Below are 16,570 nucleotides of genomic sequence, written 5' to 3' on the forward strand. Positions count from 1 at the left end.
TTGTTCTCAGGTGGTATTGCAGCACAGATTATCACCCGTTACTCTAACCTGACAGACGTGATCTGGAATGGTCAAAGTAAAGAAATACTCAACAATCGGATTGTTCCTTAATTTTACTTTCATATTTCAATAATTCGCCCCATGGTTCGCGCATGTAGACCATGGGGTTTAAAAAATATAACAATACTCAGGGGTTATAGGGTAGTAACTGAAGGAGACTTGAATGACTCAATATGTCAAAAAAATATTGACTTTGGGAGTGATACTTTCCACATTTTTTTATACAGGATTAGTAACAGCTCATGGCAACGTTACGTTGGAATCAGATGTTTGTGTGCGTAATATGTCCGGCAGCATGGTGCATTTGAGCACATATCAGCCCCAGTATGACCCGCAGGCAGAATACTGCACTGAAATTCCACATGAAGGTGAAACTTTCTGGGTGCTGGATCTCATAGATCATGCACTGCGCAGTATGCCAATTGATATAAAAGTCGTGCGGGGCAACGGTGATTCATCAAGCGATACAGTCGCATCCCTGTACTCCACTGATCATTCAGATGGAGTCATTAAAGGCGCATTCAACCTGAAAAAAGGAGACTATACTCTATTTGTTACAGGCATAGGCATTCCTTCATTGCATTATGAATATCCATTGCATATACAAACGGCTAATTATAAAGACATGCTTGTTGCAGCTTTACCCTACATCATTGCGTTCATGTTAATCGCTTTCTTAACTGACAAGTATTTAAAACGCCGTCAATTGCTGCATTAATCGATAACTGATTAATAAACTTTCGCAATAGTGGTTAGTATGGCTTTAAATTCACGAAGGGTCTCTTTAAATATTTCCAATAACTATAACAATAAATGAATTGACATGTGTTAAACGACCTTCGGCTTAGCCGAAGGTTTTTTTGAATCACACCATCATTTACCATAACTTCAAGATCGACTACCGATCAAAACCCGGATAACTGTGTCAGTCCATCCAAATCGCGTCTGATACTGTTACCGGTGCTGGTTCGGCCGAAATCCCTTAAACATAATATGCAATCGCATCAAGTTTCGCTCTGGCATTGAATACATGAGTCCGGTAAACTTACATACACTGGCCACCTAAGATGTCTGACAAATTCTTCAATTCATTGTGCACGAATTTCACCCAACGCACTAACAAACAGGCAGCGAAAAATGAAACCCGATCCTGACAAAAATCTCCACTTATTTTCAACCTGATATTCAACAGTATATTTTGAGTACTTGCTTTATTAAATTTTTAGTGGCGACCGCTTACTAGAACTCGATAAATTAAAGCGCATATAAAAGGAAGAATAGCGATGAACGAGACCCTTACACAAAACGGAAACAGTTCAAGCGCAACTGAAAGCCGACCTGTATATATCATCGATGGTGCCCGCACACCCTTTATCAAAGCACGTGGAAAACCCGGTCCATTTACCCCGGTTGATCTTGCCGTACAATGCGGCCGTTCACTTTTACTACGCCAGCCTTTCCGGGCCAGCGATTTTGATCAGGTTATTCTGGGCTGTGTAAATGTTATTTCGAAAGAGATGAATCCCGCACGCATTGCCGCGTTGCGGCTCGGAATGGGCGTAGACATGCCGGCGTTTACGGTTCAGATTAACTGCGGATCGGGTATGCAGTCAATCGACACTGCATATAAGTATATCCGATCGGGAGAATCCAATCTGATACTGGCTGGCGGTGCAGAGGCACTCAGTCATGCCCCCCTGTTTTTTGGACAGGAAGCGGTTGCTTGGTTCGCTTCGCTAAGCCGGGGCGCCTTGATTGACAAGATAAAAAAAATGTTCCGATTTAACCCAAAATATTTCAAACCTGAGATTAGCCTGAAGCATGGTTTAACTGATCCGATTGTCGATATGAATATGGGACAGACTGCCGAAAAACTGGCGTATTTATTTAATATCACACGCGAACAGGCCGATCAGTACGCCGTATCCAGTCACAAGAGACTGCACCGGGCACAACAAGAGAATTTTCTGGCGAATGAAGTCGAACCTTTATTCAGCCGTTACGGCCAATTATATGAAAATGATGACGGCGTACGCCCCGATTCATCGCTCGAAAAACTGGCAAAACTTTCGCCCGCATTTGAACCGCCCTACGGCAAAATCACCGCGGGAAACAGCTCGCAAATTACGGATGGCGCATCATGGGTGATTCTGGCTTCTGAAGAAGCAGTAAAGCAATACAAGCTGGAGCCCAGGGCTGCTATCAAAGACAGTGAATGGTCTGCACTTGATCCATCCATTATGGGGCTGGGGCCAGTCTTATCTTCAACGGCGATCATGAAACGTCATAACCTCAGCCTTGATCATATCGATTTGTGGGAGATCAACGAAGCTTTTGCAGCACAGGTGCTGGCCTGCCTGAAAGCCTGGAACGACGTTGAATTCTGCAAAAATGTACTGGGACTGGAACAGTCAATGGGCGAAATGGATCGGGACAAACTTAATGTTGACGGCGGCGCCATCAGCATGGGTCATCCTGTCGGCACAAGCGGTAACCGTATCGTTTTGCATCTGATGAACGCAATGCATCGTTTGGACAAGAAACAAGGGATCGCCACCGAATGTATCGGCGGTGGTCAAGCTGGTGCGATGCTGATTGAGAGAGTATAACAATGACAATCAACGTACTTCAAAAAATCGAAGCGCTGGATTTCAACAAATCCTCCTACAAATCCATATCTGAAAAAACACATTGGAAAATCTTGCATGACAACGATAACGTGGTGCGCCTGTTGCTGGACAAAAAAGATAGCAGCACAAACACGTTATCGGCTGACGTACTTCAAGAACTGGATGAAATACTAAATAATATTGAAGCAACCCTTCCCCATGCACTCGTCATAAGCTCCGCAAAATCCGGCGGATTTTGCGCCGGTGCAGATATCAAAGAATTCAAGAACATTGATGAATCTGGAATGATTGACATATTAAACCGCGGACATGCTGTGCTGGACCGTTTGGCAAGCCTCAAAATTCCGACGATTGCTGTTATTCATGGCCATTGTCTTGGAGGTGGGCTCGAGCTGGCGCTGGCCTGCGATCAGCGGATTGGTGTAAAAAATGATCTGGAAATTGGTTTCCCGGAAATAAAACTCGGCGTACATCCAGGACTGGGAGGCACCTTTCGTCTAACACGTTTGATTAATCCGGTTGACGCCATGACCATGATGCTCACGGGAAAATCAGTTTATAACGGACAAGCCAAAAAACGCGGACTGATTGATGATCTGGTTGAACAAAGACATATCGAAAATGCTGTTCAGGCAGCCATTTCCGGTGATTTGAAAAAGCATAAGCACAGTTTCAAAAGCTTTATTCTAAACATATCAGCAGCGCGCAAATTTGCGTCAAAAAAAATGCGCGTATTGAGTGAAAAAAAAGCACCGTCAGACCATTATCCCGCGCCCTATGCATTGATCGATCTCTGGGAAACATTTGGTGGCAGCATAAAGAAAATGCAGGCAGAAGAAGTAAAGTCTTTTGCCAGGCTATTAAAAAGCGATACGGCACAGAATCTGATTCGTGTATTCTTCTTACATCAATCTTTAAAAAGCGCAGCAGGCAATCATTCCAGTATCAGACATGTGCATGTGATCGGTGCAGGATCGATGGGTGGTGATATTGCGGGCTGGTGTGCCATGCAGGGACTAACGGTTACTTTGTCCGATCAGAAAAAAGAACCGATCGCTAACGCTGTAAAAAATACCGAAAAGCTGTGCCTGGAAAAACACAAATCGGAAATAGAAACACGTGCCACTCTGGATCGATTAATCCCGGATTTGCAAGGCAAGGGTGTGTGCAAAGCGGATTTGATCATTGAAGCAGTGCCTGAGAACATCGAAATCAAACAACAGTTATATCAATCGATTGAATCGAAAATGAAAAATGGAGCCATTCTGGCAACCAACACATCCAGTATTTTAATAGGACAATTGGCTGAGAGTCTGGAAAATCCAGCACGATTTATGGGTTTGCATTTCTTTAATCCGGTATCCAAAATGCTGATAGTAGAAACCATTCATCATACACACACAAGCGATGATGTCATGGCGCAAATGCTTTCATTTACCCGCAGCATAGGAAAAGTACCGGTGACGGTCGCAAGCTATCCGGGCTTTCTGGTGAACCGTGCACTGACACCTTACTTATTGGAGGCCATTACAATAGTAGAAGAAGGCATTGATAAAAAACATGTTGACGCGGCCGCCAAAAAATTCGGTATGCCGATGGGACCGATCGAACTGGCTGACCAGATCGGACTGGATGTATGTGTGCATGTCGCAGATATGATGGCTGACTCGCTTGACAAGCCGATGGTCAAAATTCCCGATAGTGTGCGAAAAAAAATCAATAATGGCGAATTAGGAAAAAAATCAGGCCAGGGATTTTATCGCTGGAAAAATGGAAAAGCTGAACACGATGGCATCGTCGAACAGAATCTTGACGATCAAATAACTGACAGGCTCATCCTGCCGATGCTTGATGCCTGCGTTGAATGTCGCCGTAAGGGTGTGGTCAAAAATATCGACCATCTGGATGGTGCCATGATTTTTGCAACCGGTTTTGCCCCTTTCCGGGGAGGCCCTATCCATTATGCCCGGGCACGAGGAATTGATGACATCGTCAAAACACTTGACAAATTCTCCCATCAATACGGTGATCGTTTTTCACCCGATCCAGGCTGGAAAGATTTGTAATCTATTGACAAAAAAAACCTGTTTTCTACACCCGCGCAGAAGCAATTACTAACGCAATCATCGACGGGGTTGGCAAACATATTTACCTGGCGATGCCGCTTGAGTTGGGCAAAGCGAACCATATCGCCAACGCGTTGGTGCACGCGCGATTGAAGGCAAAACCGTTCAATTACCTATTCTCACCGCGCTGACACTCGAATATCCACTGAATTCTGAGCTGCAACGACGATTTCTGGCACCCGCACTCAAACGGCTGTTTGGTGACTATCCGGAGTTGGCGTATGCGAAATTGATAAGAACAGACAAGTTACCGCAGAACATTGTGGTGAATGAATTCTTTTTTCTGGCCGACCAATGGTTGAAAACTCCTGCAGCACAGTAAAATTATATTCCAGCTATTTTATTCACATGTTCTGGATTGCCTTATAGAAAACGGCGTCAATGTCGTAGCACAACTGGTCTGGTCACGCGCAAAGAGCATCACTACAGTTTAAGCTGCAACCCGGATATCACCGCAGACCTTTTAAAATTCAGACACAAGGAAGGCCGTACCCGTTTTATTTTCGCTGTTCAGACGAATCGTAATCTACCTTTCATGTATATATAGTGACGCCCAAGTCGTAGCAAAAGGAAATCGATCTGGTTTTTGAGCGCCCTGAATCTGAGTTTAAACTGTATAGCATTCCAGAAAGACCCGTGAGTCTTGCGGTTCAGCCAATCGGGCCACATGCTGCGCAACGGGTCCGTGATGGCGGCACATTACAAATCGGAATCGGTTCGGTGGGCGATGCGGTAACGAACGCCCTGATTCTGCACCACAAGAAAAATGCAACCTTCAAGAATCTGATTCAGCGTTTGAAGTCTGGATATTCCCCGGAACTTTCCCACAATTTTCCGTTTGAAGATGGCATTTAGGCATGAGCGAGATATTTTCGGAAGGATTTTTGAAACTGGCGGAAAATGGCATACTCAAACGAAAAATTGACGGTGCCATCATGCATTACGCCTTTTTCGTTACGGAATGCACGTTCAGTAATTACTGTAAACGCCACTCGCTGGTCTAATGGAAAAACAGTATCCAATATTGTATGGTCCTACAGTCACGAAACCATACCCCGGCATCTGCGGGATATTTTGATTACTGAATATGGCGCGGCAGACTTGCGTAACTAAAAAAACCAGACTCGTTAACAACAGCTTGCTTATTTCCTGGCAAAGAAGCTGTTGGAATAGCGATACTTGATAGCGTCTTAATGGAAAAAGAAATATGCAAATCAAGCTTTATCCGCAACCTGGTGGAGAACAACCATTGAAGGACACTTATCTGGCGCACGATCTGCGTCAATTTGCTGTTGAAAGCCGGGCGTTTGTTTACACCAATTTTGTTGCAAGCCTGGATGGCCGTATAGCTGTCAATCGGGGGACACGGAAGGGATGAAAATTCTACAATCGATTGCTAACAACCGCGACTGGTGATTATTTCAGGAACTGGCCACTCAAGCGGATGTGATGATCAGCAGTGGGCGTTATCTACAGGATTGAGATCAAGGTAATGTTCAAGAAATTTTGCAAACAGATGCCCCCCGTTTTGCCGAATTGCGCGACTGGCGCCGGGCGCGTAACCTACCACCCCATGCAGACATTGCCATCGTCAGCGCGAGCCTGGACTTTCCAATTCCCGATATACTCACGGCCGATGGAAGAAAAGTAATCGTCTATACAGCTGCGAATCCCGATCCAAAACGTGTAAGCGCAATAGAAAAAAAGCCGGTCAGGAGGTTATCAATGCAGGCGTCAGCGAAAGCGTTGATGGCGCATTATTAAAACCGGCCGTCGATCTGTCCTTGAACAGTGCTTATCTGGACCCAACGACCCCAGACGGACTCAACCAGTTATTTATGGCTTATGACCGAACCTGAGCAAGCAGTGATTGATAGCGGGTAGATCTACCCGACATATAAGATAATAGAATGATCGGGTAACATTGCAAAATCAAATATTATCAGAATCGTCAGGCATTGGCTGTTTGCTGATATCCGCTTTACGAATTACCTGAACCCGGTAACCAAAAGGATCTCTGAAATCACACTCAAATTCGGGATAAAACGTTACGTCCCATTTTGCAGCCCGCTCCCGCACTTCCTCAAGATTATCAACAACCACGCCCCAGTGGCCATCTTTTGGCACATTCGGATTGATAGACGGATCCTCAAACAAAGCCAAAAAGTCAAATCTGCCGTTTAAATCCAGCATTGCATTCTTGCCTTTGCGTTTCATCACCTGCACACCCAATATATCTGTATAAAACGCAATGGCTTTTTCAAGGTCATTGACATCCAGCGCCACGTGATTAATTCCAAAAACCTGCACCATGACTTAATCCTTTTATTTAAACAACAATTGAGTTACTACCTGAAAGGTCAGGCAATATAATAACGATAAAAAAATTGTATGCCACTTTTAATTATTTAGCTCTCCACTCTTATTGTGATGAAAATTTTATCCTTGTGCGTCAAGTTATTTGATATTTCTTTATGTGAACGTATTTGATTGTGGCGTAGAATCAAGAATAAAGGGGTTATAGTCCAAATACTGACTGATAATATATGACGATTTTGGCAGCCTGCTCAAGCATTACTGTTGTTCTGTCAATGTCAGATATGAAAAAATTTGGTTGAGCATCATGGTATCAGGATTAAAAACTGCAAGAGCCTGCAAGTGTCGATATTTCTTACTATTGTTTCATTCTAGAGCAATATAATTTCTATAACAGATTGTAATTAATATTAATATATTATACGGCATAATTCTTGCTTATTATTTTTGAACGCATGTTAATTAAATGAGGAATGAACAATGAATAACAATAAAATTACCAATCTAAAACGTTTATCGGTTGCAGTAATAGTTGGCTGCATTAGTTTTCCAGTTATGGCTGTTCCAATTAACTGGACAGACTGGACAAGTGACTCAACTGTTAATTCTGTTTATACAGCATTAGGTTCAATCACCTCGGGTAGTCAAACTGTTGGCGTTACCTATACTAATGCACAAGGTATTGGATTTTCACAGATGAATGGTGGCGGTACTGACTACTGGCAAAATAACCGCGCAGGAAGAGATCCAGCCACTTCGCCTTACACCAGCACAGGGCCTAATGGAGTCGACAACATACCCACAGGCACCGATATTCTGGCTTTAAGCCGCCAAGGCTCTCAAACACTTAACTTTACACAGGCTATTGCAAATCCCGTTTTCGCATTTGTGAGTCTAAATGGTAATGGTTATGCCTTTGATCAAGACTTTGAAATCTTAAGTCTTGGCGGTGTAGATGGTAATGACTGTGGTTATTGGGGGTGCGGCGGTGCAGAAAAAGTTGTCGTCGACCTTGGTGGCGGAAATTTCGAGTACCAACTGAATTCAAATAACAACGGTGGCACTGAGCCCCATGGTGTTATTCGATTTACCGGTGCTTTTGACGCTGTCACATGGCGCAGCTCCAGTAATGAATTCTGGAATGGGTTTACAGTTGGGATCCAAGGTACTGCCGATCAAGTCTTTCCCTGTCAGCAAAATCCAAATTTACCTGAATGTCAGCCTACCACAGTGCCGGTGACAGGCACGCTGGGTCTGGTTTTTATTGGCATACTCGCATTATTTCGTCGTTTAAGAATTGTTGGTTAAGCTCTGCCGAATGTTAAAACTCAGTCTCATCTGGAGGAAAACTCCAAGATGGGACGAGGTACTTTATCAACTTTGGCAGGAATGGGTACCGTTCACATGATGATTCGTTGTATGACGCATACATGCAGGAAATGGCTGCAGCTATTCAAATCCTGCAATGCGGTTGCAAGAGCACCCTGTGATCGCCCGACGATTTGAACTTTCAACGCCTCTCGTCGCACCAGGCTACTTGACAAGAAAAAAACCCTTATTACTGGAATCTGACTCCCGTCTCCTCAGTAACGTTGTAAAACTAACCAGTCCCATCATTCCCAGGTTGAGCGAGTACCAGTTGTGAAATGTTGAACTGAGTGCTTACTTGCGGTACGGTGTTGTATATAAGATTGTTTTAGCGATAATAACTGATCGTGGATTCGCATATAAATGACGATCGTCACAGCGACTTCAAATGTGCGGCAATGAATGAACCGAGCGTATTTATCCACTCTGCCCGCATAAAAATAAATCCGTCATTATGGCCGCCAGCTAAAGTCAGAAATTGCTTGGGCTCAGCCGCAGCATGAAACAAATGCCGTCCATGGGAAAATGGCACAATTTCGTCATGCGGACTATGCGCAACGAATACCGGACAATTAATTGATTCCAAATGTCTCAGTGTATTGTAGTCAAAGCGGGCAATCCACCTTACTGGCAACCAGGGATAAATCGTTTCTGCCAGATCGGGCACAGAAGTAAAGACGGAAGTCAGCACCAGCATAGCCGGATCTTTTTGCGCTGCAAGCCAAGCCGCCACAGCGCCGCCCAACGACTCACCGTATAAAATTATTTCTTGTGAGGCTATTCCTTTTGACTCTGTTAAAAATTGCCATACTGCAATGGCATCCTCATAAGTACCCGTCTCAGTAGGTGTACCACTGCTCTGTCCATAGCCCCGATAATCAAAAATAAATGTATTCAGCTTGAGGGCGCGAAACATCGGCAAGTAATCCAGCCGATGCGAAATATTGCCAGCATTACCGTGAAAAAATAATACTGTGCCCACCGCATCAGGTGCCGGTACAAACCAGCCGTGCAGTGTCTCTTTATCACCTGTCTCAATTTCGACCGATTCATACGCCAAGCCGGTATGTTCAGGCGTCACCGCAATATCGCGCCCTGTTTGCGGAAAATAAATCAGATACGACTGCAAGAAAAACACCAGCAGCACAATTGCCAAATATGCACTTGCAAGCATGGCAACCAGATTAAACAACATTTTCATGGGATAATACCATTGACATGACCGATAGAATAACAGAAGAGTCGATTTTTCGAGTAACAGCACGCTTTTCGTATTATACCTGCCATTTTTGCAAAAAAAGAAAGTCTATTCAATCCGGCACTTGCGCTTCAGCTTTTTCCCTGCAAAATTAATTCAATCTGGAAGTCGTCATTATTTGTTTGATTAACGGAACACCAAGCCATATGATGTTCCGTTAATTAATGCGCTGTTGTGAGGCGTGCGCAATCAACTCCACCGGCTTTGAGCACCGGATAATATTTTTGATAACACTGCCAGGCGCAATTTTGGCAACATTGGCAGCGTGATGAGCAGTAGCACAAACGCCGGGAACATAAAGGTCATTATGATTTCGGTCACTTTTAAAATATAAAGCCATATAGGCGTTGCATCCGTTCCCATACCAACATTGAGTGGCACTCTCAAGATATCATCTTCAAATAACGGCTTGTCTCCGCCAACTATAAGGTACAATGCGTAATGTCCCTTGCTTTCAATTACAGTTTGCATCTCAATAGTACCTTGTGAGTAAATTTTGGAATTGACTTCCTCAATAGTGCGGATATCTCGATAATCCGAAGCCAGATTCTCATCTTCACCGATAAATTCCTGTTCAACCAGGCGAAGTCTGATTGGAGTTTCTCTGAGATCTTCATCAACAAGATCAGCAGTAAAATAAACTGTACCCGTACTCGGAATATTTCTGCAATGCGACTTGAACAATGCTTCCCTGTTTTCAGTCGAGTCGCTGGTGTTATCTTCGGGCTCGACATAAGCACTGAAATAGATCGCATAAAAATCATTCGCAACGATGCAACCAACATTTGTACTGTAGTGATGCTGCACGGGGCTCACCCGGTTACAAGCCGTTAGCATCAGAACGCATACCATCAGGAATAACAAACGTAATTTAGCTGTCACATACAACTTGGTCATAACTTGATCCCCTTTTCTAGTTTGTTTCAATCGCGGCTGTCTCAGGAGGCGTGACGGTAAATGTAAATCTACCGGTAACAATATGGGTATCGGCTGACATCACGCGATAACGGACGGTATATTTATCAGGTAACAAACGGGGAACAGTCGCATAAATATGTGTGCGATCCAGCGCCGCCTGCTTGACATCCTGATTGTCAACGCGCTTACCTGCACTATTGATAACAGCCAGTGCTTTGAATTCACTGGCCACATTTTCATTAAACCAGATGCCGATCTGTTGGGGAGATACATCAATAGTACTGTCGACTTTTGGCTCGGATTGCGCCAGGATAGCATGTGCAGAAACCGACGAAGACACCCATAAACTGATAAAAAATATCTGCCTTAGCAAAAATAGTTTTGATGATATAACACTATGATGTTTCATTTTTTCTCCTGAATATTTCATTGCTTGTCAGCACGATAGCCCCGGAATGCAAACAATCAATAGTGGTTTATTAATCAAACTCAGTGGCAATAGCCTGCAAAACTTATCCCTAAAAATAATACATAGCATCCTCCTTTTGGACTCATTAGCAGATTAAAAAAACTATCTGCCCGTTATCGCGGCGCTAAACCGGGCTCAAAATGTGCTTGCAGCAAATTTGCCGCATATTTTTGTCTTGTATTGCCTGCCTCGAAAATGTTGTTCAACTGCCTGTTAACGATTATCCTTTGATAAAAGGATTTTCCAGGCCAGCCGGCCAGTTTCTCGGTCCATAACACCAATGCATTACTACCCGTAGTCGCGACAAGTCTGGGCTGTGTTGCCGCATTGTCCGCTTTGGCAATGCGCACCGGACTGGACCAGGTAACGCCGTTATCTTTTGTTTCAGCATATATAACACTCATTCCTACGGCTTCCATTTCATTCCAGACTGCCATAACCCCACGGCCATCATGCCCTGCTAGATCGCCATTGATAGCGGCAACACCCAATCGTTTCGGAGCAGACCAGTTGCGCCCGTTATCAGAAGAAACCAAGTAATATAAGCCCGCTTTTTCATTCATGCCCGTCCAAACCAGGCTATGCAACAGCTCAACTTTATTCTGCCGCACATAAGCAAGACTGCCTCCGGTTTGCGGGCAACCATTCAATTGCCAGCCAAATTCACCCACAGTACCGACATGCTGCCAGCTTGAACCGTTGTCTGCAGATTGAATCAATGTCATATCTCTGGGAACCATGTCGCGATAAAGTACATTTAACAGGCCCTGAGAAGAAAGCACCATGGTATTCCAACAACATGAACAGGTTGTATCGTCGAGTGTCTTAGGCTGCTGCCATTGTTTGCCACCATCGATAGATTGCGCATACCGTATACTCTGATAACCATTTTCTTCAGGATCTTCCAGCCAGACAGCATGAAAAACCCCCCTCTGATCAGCAATCAGCTCGATATGCGCCTGGTTACCGTCGTCATCGTGCGCCGGGTTGGCGCCAAGTTGCCAGGTTTTACCATGATCACTGGAATACAGACTGATTATGGGCCCCATACCCGGCAATTCACTTTTTTCCTGCATCAATGCCACCAACTGACTTCCGCTAGCCGCCAACTGAATGTCATTACCGCGTTTGGCGCTGATTGCAGTCTTTTTTTCATTGATCGTAATCGGATTCGTCCAGTTACGGCCGCCGTCTTTCGACTGCATATATTGAACGGTTAGCTGGCGGTCGCCTTTTGTTTGTTTGCCACCGGCAATAATATGAACCGTCTGCCTATCCGCATACACATCGAACGTTGAAATATCATACAAACCCAATGTCGATTTTGAATAATCCGTAACATGAGGATCAGTGGCATAAACCGGCATTACTAAAATTAAATTGAACAAACATACCTGAACAGCTACGTGAACTATCCATCGGCATGTATATCTGCGTCTATTTCTGTTCATGGATTGCAAGCCAGGAAATAATCAATTCAAAAGCACTTTAAAAATAGATTGATAATCGTCATAAGACAATGCACCACTAATACCTTGCCGATCATGATTTCCGTTCAGAAAATATGTGCGCGGCAACTCTCCAAACCATGCCGGATCAATCTCATAACGAAGCCGCTGTGCGTTGTCATCCGCAAATATCCAATTCTCGACGTCCGCCAATCTATGTTCCGCCAGAACTGCTTCTACATGCGCCTGATCTGACAAATCATCGACAGCCAGCATCACTATATTGACACCCGGCCGACTTTTTTGCAGCGCATGCAATAAAGGCATTTTTTCCATGCATGAAGCACATGTGATTGACCAAATCGCCAACATAACCGGTTTGTTTTCATGATTACTCAGTAATTGCTGGTAACTGCCTGGTGTAAAAAGCTTGAGATCGACTTTTTCCGCCTGTACAGACATGGTGATTCCGGCTGATACAAATAATGAGATTATCAATATTCTCGTGATCATCGTAGACTCCTTCTCACATTAGAAACTCAAGTCAATTGCCATCTGTTCATCAATAATTCATTACAAAACCAATCCGGAAACTCACCGGCTCAACGGGATGGAAATGAAAATCATCCACTCCCCTGTTGACTTCACCCGGCATTCTCGATGTATAAAAATAAATTATGGCATCATCTTTACGATTCAATACGTTAAAAACTTCCGCCTGAATACGCAGGGATTTATTCAATTTATAGCCCAGCATTGCTGACAGCAAAATAGTGCTGTCCGAACGTTGTGTATTATCTTCATTAAGTGCGCGCGGACCCAGATAACGTAATCGCGGGCCGCCATAAAATCCGTTAAAAACCTTATGAAAAGTTGCGCCGGTAGCGATCACCGTTTCCACTGCATTAGGAACATGATTGCCTTCTCCGGCAACGCTGTCACGAAAACGTGAATGGGAAAAGCTGAAATCTGCATCAAGTGTTAACCAGTGCACAGGATGATAATAATTGGCAAATTCCAATCCATAGCGCCGACTGGGGCGGCTGGCAACCGTAGCGCCTGCATCACCGACAAAAACAAGCTCCGATTCAAGATCCATCCACCAGACAGCCAAAGTACTCTGCAACCTGTCAACCCAGGTGGAACGAATGCCGGTTTCCGCGCTGTATGTTCTAGCCAGTGGATCAGCACGATGAACAGTCTCTCCGTTTGCAGGATCGAGTCGGGTATTAATGCCGCGCGCATCATTACTATGAAAACCCAGGCCGCCATTCAGATACAGTTCGGTATTCATCCAGGGGCCCATAACAATAGCCAGTTTGGGACTCAGCAGACCATCATAACGTGTACCGTTATTTTGATTCAAATTGCTATTACTGACTTCAAAACGAAAACCGTCAAAACGCAAACCGAGGCTGGTTCGCAACCAGCTGCTCCAGTTTGTTTTATTCTCAAAATAGGGGCTGATACTGGTTACCCAGATAGCATCGCGCCGGGTAATATCAAAGGTCTTCTGTGCATGTGTTCTTGTCAATGCATTACGGATATTATCGTTACGCATTTGTATGCCCAGTGTAGTTTCTGAATCAAAAGAGCCAATTTTATGAAACAGCGTATGGCTGCCTTTGAATCCTGTGGTCCAACGATCATCGGGCTGGCCAAACTGATCACCACAAGTATTAAACAACACTGGATCGACCCTGTTATTGACCGATAACCCGCTTAATCCTCCGCATCCAACAGGATTGACAGTTTCATTATCATCCAGAAAAAATGAAAAATTTGAATAAAGATTCAGTTTGGAGTACACCCCGTAAGCCATGAATGCAGTTAAACTGTTCTCACCTCGAAGATTCCACTCTCCTGTCAGGCTGTAGCGTTGACTGTTGCCACCATCAGTTGGATCAAGCGCATCGAAACGGCCAATCGCACCCTGTTTGAATTTACGTCTTGGGATTTGATCGGTCGACCGCCAATCAGATTGAGTCGCCATAGCCGTAACATGCCAACTGTGATTTTGGTATTCTCGACTATACCGCAACACACCATTGAGTTTCAGATAGTTATTTCCTGTCGTCCAGGGACCGTCATTATGGACTACTTCACCCGCATACAGTAATTCACCCTTCCCCGATCGGCGCGAGCCGGCAATCAATCCGCGGTAGTAATTAAAACTGCCTCCGGTAAATCGTATAATGTTTTCAGGCAGTCGATTAAAATAACGAATATTTGCCGAGCCGGCACTTGAAAAATCGCCAGTATCGGCATAATAGTTACCTTTTTTGAACTCAAGCGTTTCTATAAGCTCGGGAATCAGAAAATTAGTGTCCGTCCACCCTTGTCCATGTGAATGTGCTGTCTGGTTTACGGGCACGCCTTCAATCTGTGTCAGAAAATCAGTACCGTGGTCCAGATTAAATCCACGTAAAAAATATTGATTCGCTTTGCCTTCGCCACTATGCTGAGTAGCAATTAAACCTGGCACTGCTTCAAGCACTTCGCCCGGGCGAATTATTGGGCGGTATTTAAGTTGCGCCTGCCCCACGTTACCCTGAGAAGCACTATCTGCAATACCTACCAGGGTATCTGCACGCCCAGTAACCAGTACTTCACTGAATACAACGCGTAACTGGGTATTTTTTTAAATACTTCTTGAACCGCGATCCGATCAGGTTTGAGCGGCGTGTTTTCCGTATTCTTTGCTTGAATACTGGTACTTGCAAAAATAGCAGAAACAAACAAAGCCTTATGTGATACCAGTTTTTTGATCACATTGAAAAATATTGTGATCGGAAAAACTGATACTATGCAGAAATATTCCTCATCACCCTTTCTTCTAGATGTAATACTGGCATCTCGTTCTGACCATATTTCATGTGATTTTTCGATAACTGACGCATGGCCGAAATAAAACCACCAAGCGAATTCTGAAAAAAAGGAAGTATGGTTTTGACGAACAGCAACAATGAATTTGTGTTTTATAAGCGGCACTTTTTGCAGTCGGAATTAAATTATGCATTTATTATCCACACTGATCAAAGAATGTGAATGCGGCATATTGCCGCATATGACTGAAATAACTGAAAAACAGATGGTTTGAACTACACCAAGCTGCGAAATATCTACAAACTCAAGAGAGAAATAGACTGCCTATAAATGACAGACAGCACATAAACTATAATTCTTGGTTACTCAAATACACCAATGCGAGGAAATTTTAGCGATATTCGGTGGTTTTTATTATGCTTACAGATTTTTCAGCAGAGCAGTGAATTCATACCTGTGCTCGTGACACTGTTACAACCGCTAATGCAAGCGGTGTATCTATACAACTACGGTTGCCGCAGATTAATGATGATATCAGTACCCAAGCCCTCGGTCGTAAAAGCCGAATCACTGAATTTTGGAAAACCCATTACAGGTTTCGGATTATTGGATAGTCCGAAAGGCTCCCCCGGAAACAAGTTCCTATGCCGTTTTAACTTACGGTCTGCATTTTTGTCATGGTAGGCTGATACGGCGTATGTGCCGTGTTGGTCCAGATTAAAACAGACAGTATGTTGCGCATCGGTCGCTGGAACACGAATATGCCGTTTTCGTCCCTGTTTTATCAGAAAATGATTGGGATCATCGTATAAACCGACTGTCAGCATGCCGCCGTAACTGACGCCATTAACAGTCACTCTGATCTGTGAAATATCCGGATTGCATTCATCTGGTGCTTCATAGGGACGAATATCCAGCTGCTGCGCAGCCTCAGATGTAGTTGCGAATCCAAAAAACAAAGCACCGACCAAGGTGAAAATTTGTGTCTTAATTAATAAAAACATTTTGTTGACTAATCGATTGAAAAATATGAGCCTTAAATTGCCTGACTTATCATCCAAGGGAGGATGAGGCAATATCATATCAGATTCAGACCAACACGAGAAAGCGACACTTTGATGTGTCCACCCGCATGCAGAATCTTATAAAGT

The 16,570-nt window shown here is 44.1% G+C and carries 17 protein-coding genes and 1 pseudogene; 9 read left to right on the forward strand and 9 right to left on the reverse strand.

What is annotated here, in order from left to right:
- From C8R11_RS17075 to C8R11_RS13390, 8 genes and pseudogenes are all read left to right on the forward strand, one after another.
- Positions 1-111: pseudogene (locus C8R11_RS17075) on the forward strand (methane monooxygenase/ammonia monooxygenase subunit C); the annotation flags it as partial.
- A 112-nt stretch (positions 112-223) separates the two neighbouring features.
- Complete coding sequence (locus C8R11_RS13365; protein WP_107796135.1) at positions 224-778, forward strand: hypothetical protein; 555 nt, start codon at positions 224-226, stop codon at positions 776-778.
- A gap of 565 nt (positions 779-1,343) precedes the next feature.
- Positions 1,344-2,669: an acetyl-CoA C-acetyltransferase gene (locus C8R11_RS13370; RefSeq protein ID WP_107796136.1), complete on the forward strand. Its 1,326-nt coding sequence runs from the start codon at positions 1,344-1,346 to the stop codon at positions 2,667-2,669.
- 2 nt (positions 2,670-2,671) lie between these two features.
- Positions 2,672-4,756 carry a 3-hydroxyacyl-CoA dehydrogenase NAD-binding domain-containing protein gene (locus C8R11_RS13375; protein WP_107796137.1) on the forward strand — a complete coding sequence of 695 codons (2,085 nt, stop codon included), beginning with the start codon at positions 2,672-2,674 and terminating at the stop codon, positions 4,754-4,756.
- A 696-nt stretch (positions 4,757-5,452) separates the two neighbouring features.
- Complete coding sequence (locus tag C8R11_RS13380) at positions 5,453-5,671, forward strand: hypothetical protein (RefSeq protein WP_107796138.1); 219 nt, start codon at positions 5,453-5,455, stop codon at positions 5,669-5,671.
- Between the two features lie 45 nt (positions 5,672-5,716).
- Complete coding sequence (locus tag C8R11_RS13385; protein ID WP_107796139.1) at positions 5,717-5,929, forward strand: acetyl-CoA hydrolase/transferase C-terminal domain-containing protein; 213 nt, start codon at positions 5,717-5,719, stop codon at positions 5,927-5,929.
- A gap of 94 nt (positions 5,930-6,023) precedes the next feature.
- Positions 6,024-6,194 carry a hypothetical protein gene (locus tag C8R11_RS16260; RefSeq protein WP_181258261.1) on the forward strand — a complete coding sequence of 57 codons (171 nt, stop codon included), beginning with the start codon at positions 6,024-6,026 and terminating at the stop codon, positions 6,192-6,194.
- 128 nt (positions 6,195-6,322) lie between these two features.
- A complete protein-coding gene (locus C8R11_RS13390; RefSeq protein ID WP_107796140.1) occupies positions 6,323-6,580 on the forward strand; it encodes a dihydrofolate reductase family protein in 258 nt (85 codons plus the stop codon).
- Between the two features lie 168 nt (positions 6,581-6,748).
- Here the strand turns inward: C8R11_RS13390 and C8R11_RS13395 are convergent, their stop codons facing one another.
- The gene (locus C8R11_RS13395) at positions 6,749-7,129 is read right to left on the reverse strand and encodes a VOC family protein (RefSeq protein WP_107796141.1); all 381 of its coding nucleotides are present in this window, start codon (positions 7,127-7,129) and stop codon (positions 6,749-6,751) included.
- Positions 7,130-7,612: 483 nt separating this feature from the next.
- Here C8R11_RS13395 and C8R11_RS13400 point away from each other — a divergent pair, with 483 nt between their 5' ends.
- Positions 7,613-8,440, forward strand: a complete 828-nt coding sequence (locus C8R11_RS13400; protein WP_181258262.1) for a PEP-CTERM sorting domain-containing protein — start codon at positions 7,613-7,615, stop codon at positions 8,438-8,440.
- Between the two features lie 433 nt (positions 8,441-8,873).
- On the opposite strand, the gene C8R11_RS13405 is transcribed toward C8R11_RS13400, so the two are convergent.
- From C8R11_RS13405 to C8R11_RS13440, 8 genes are all read right to left on the reverse strand, one after another.
- A complete protein-coding gene (locus C8R11_RS13405) occupies positions 8,874-9,701 on the reverse strand; it encodes an alpha/beta hydrolase (RefSeq protein WP_107796142.1) in 828 nt (275 codons plus the stop codon).
- 246 nt (positions 9,702-9,947) lie between these two features.
- The gene (locus C8R11_RS13410) at positions 9,948-10,655 is read right to left on the reverse strand and encodes a hypothetical protein (protein ID WP_107796143.1); all 708 of its coding nucleotides are present in this window, start codon (positions 10,653-10,655) and stop codon (positions 9,948-9,950) included.
- A gap of 16 nt (positions 10,656-10,671) precedes the next feature.
- Positions 10,672-11,085, reverse strand: a complete 414-nt coding sequence (locus C8R11_RS13415) for a copper resistance CopC family protein (protein ID WP_107796144.1) — start codon at positions 11,083-11,085, stop codon at positions 10,672-10,674.
- 173 nt (positions 11,086-11,258) lie between these two features.
- Positions 11,259-12,512 carry a sialidase family protein gene (locus C8R11_RS13420; RefSeq protein WP_181258263.1) on the reverse strand — a complete coding sequence of 418 codons (1,254 nt, stop codon included), beginning with the start codon at positions 12,510-12,512 and terminating at the stop codon, positions 11,259-11,261.
- Between the two features lie 105 nt (positions 12,513-12,617).
- Entirely contained in the window at positions 12,618-13,106 is a 489-nt protein-coding gene (locus C8R11_RS13425; protein WP_107796146.1) for a TlpA family protein disulfide reductase, read from the reverse strand.
- Positions 13,107-13,155: 49 nt separating this feature from the next.
- The gene (locus C8R11_RS13430; RefSeq protein ID WP_219908612.1) at positions 13,156-15,138 is read right to left on the reverse strand and encodes a TonB-dependent receptor; all 1,983 of its coding nucleotides are present in this window, start codon (positions 15,136-15,138) and stop codon (positions 13,156-13,158) included.
- 29 nt (positions 15,139-15,167) lie between these two features.
- Positions 15,168-15,584, reverse strand: coding sequence for a hypothetical protein (locus C8R11_RS13435; protein ID WP_107796148.1), 417 nt, complete (start codon positions 15,582-15,584; stop codon positions 15,168-15,170).
- 341 nt (positions 15,585-15,925) lie between these two features.
- Positions 15,926-16,423, reverse strand: a complete 498-nt coding sequence (locus C8R11_RS13440; RefSeq protein WP_107796169.1) for a DUF2141 domain-containing protein — start codon at positions 16,421-16,423, stop codon at positions 15,926-15,928.
- Positions 16,424-16,570: the final 147 nt, after the last annotated feature.

Source organism: Nitrosomonas aestuarii (assembly GCF_003046585.1).
In the GTDB taxonomy this organism is placed as follows: Bacteria; Pseudomonadota; Gammaproteobacteria; order Burkholderiales; family Nitrosomonadaceae; genus Nitrosomonas; species Nitrosomonas aestuarii.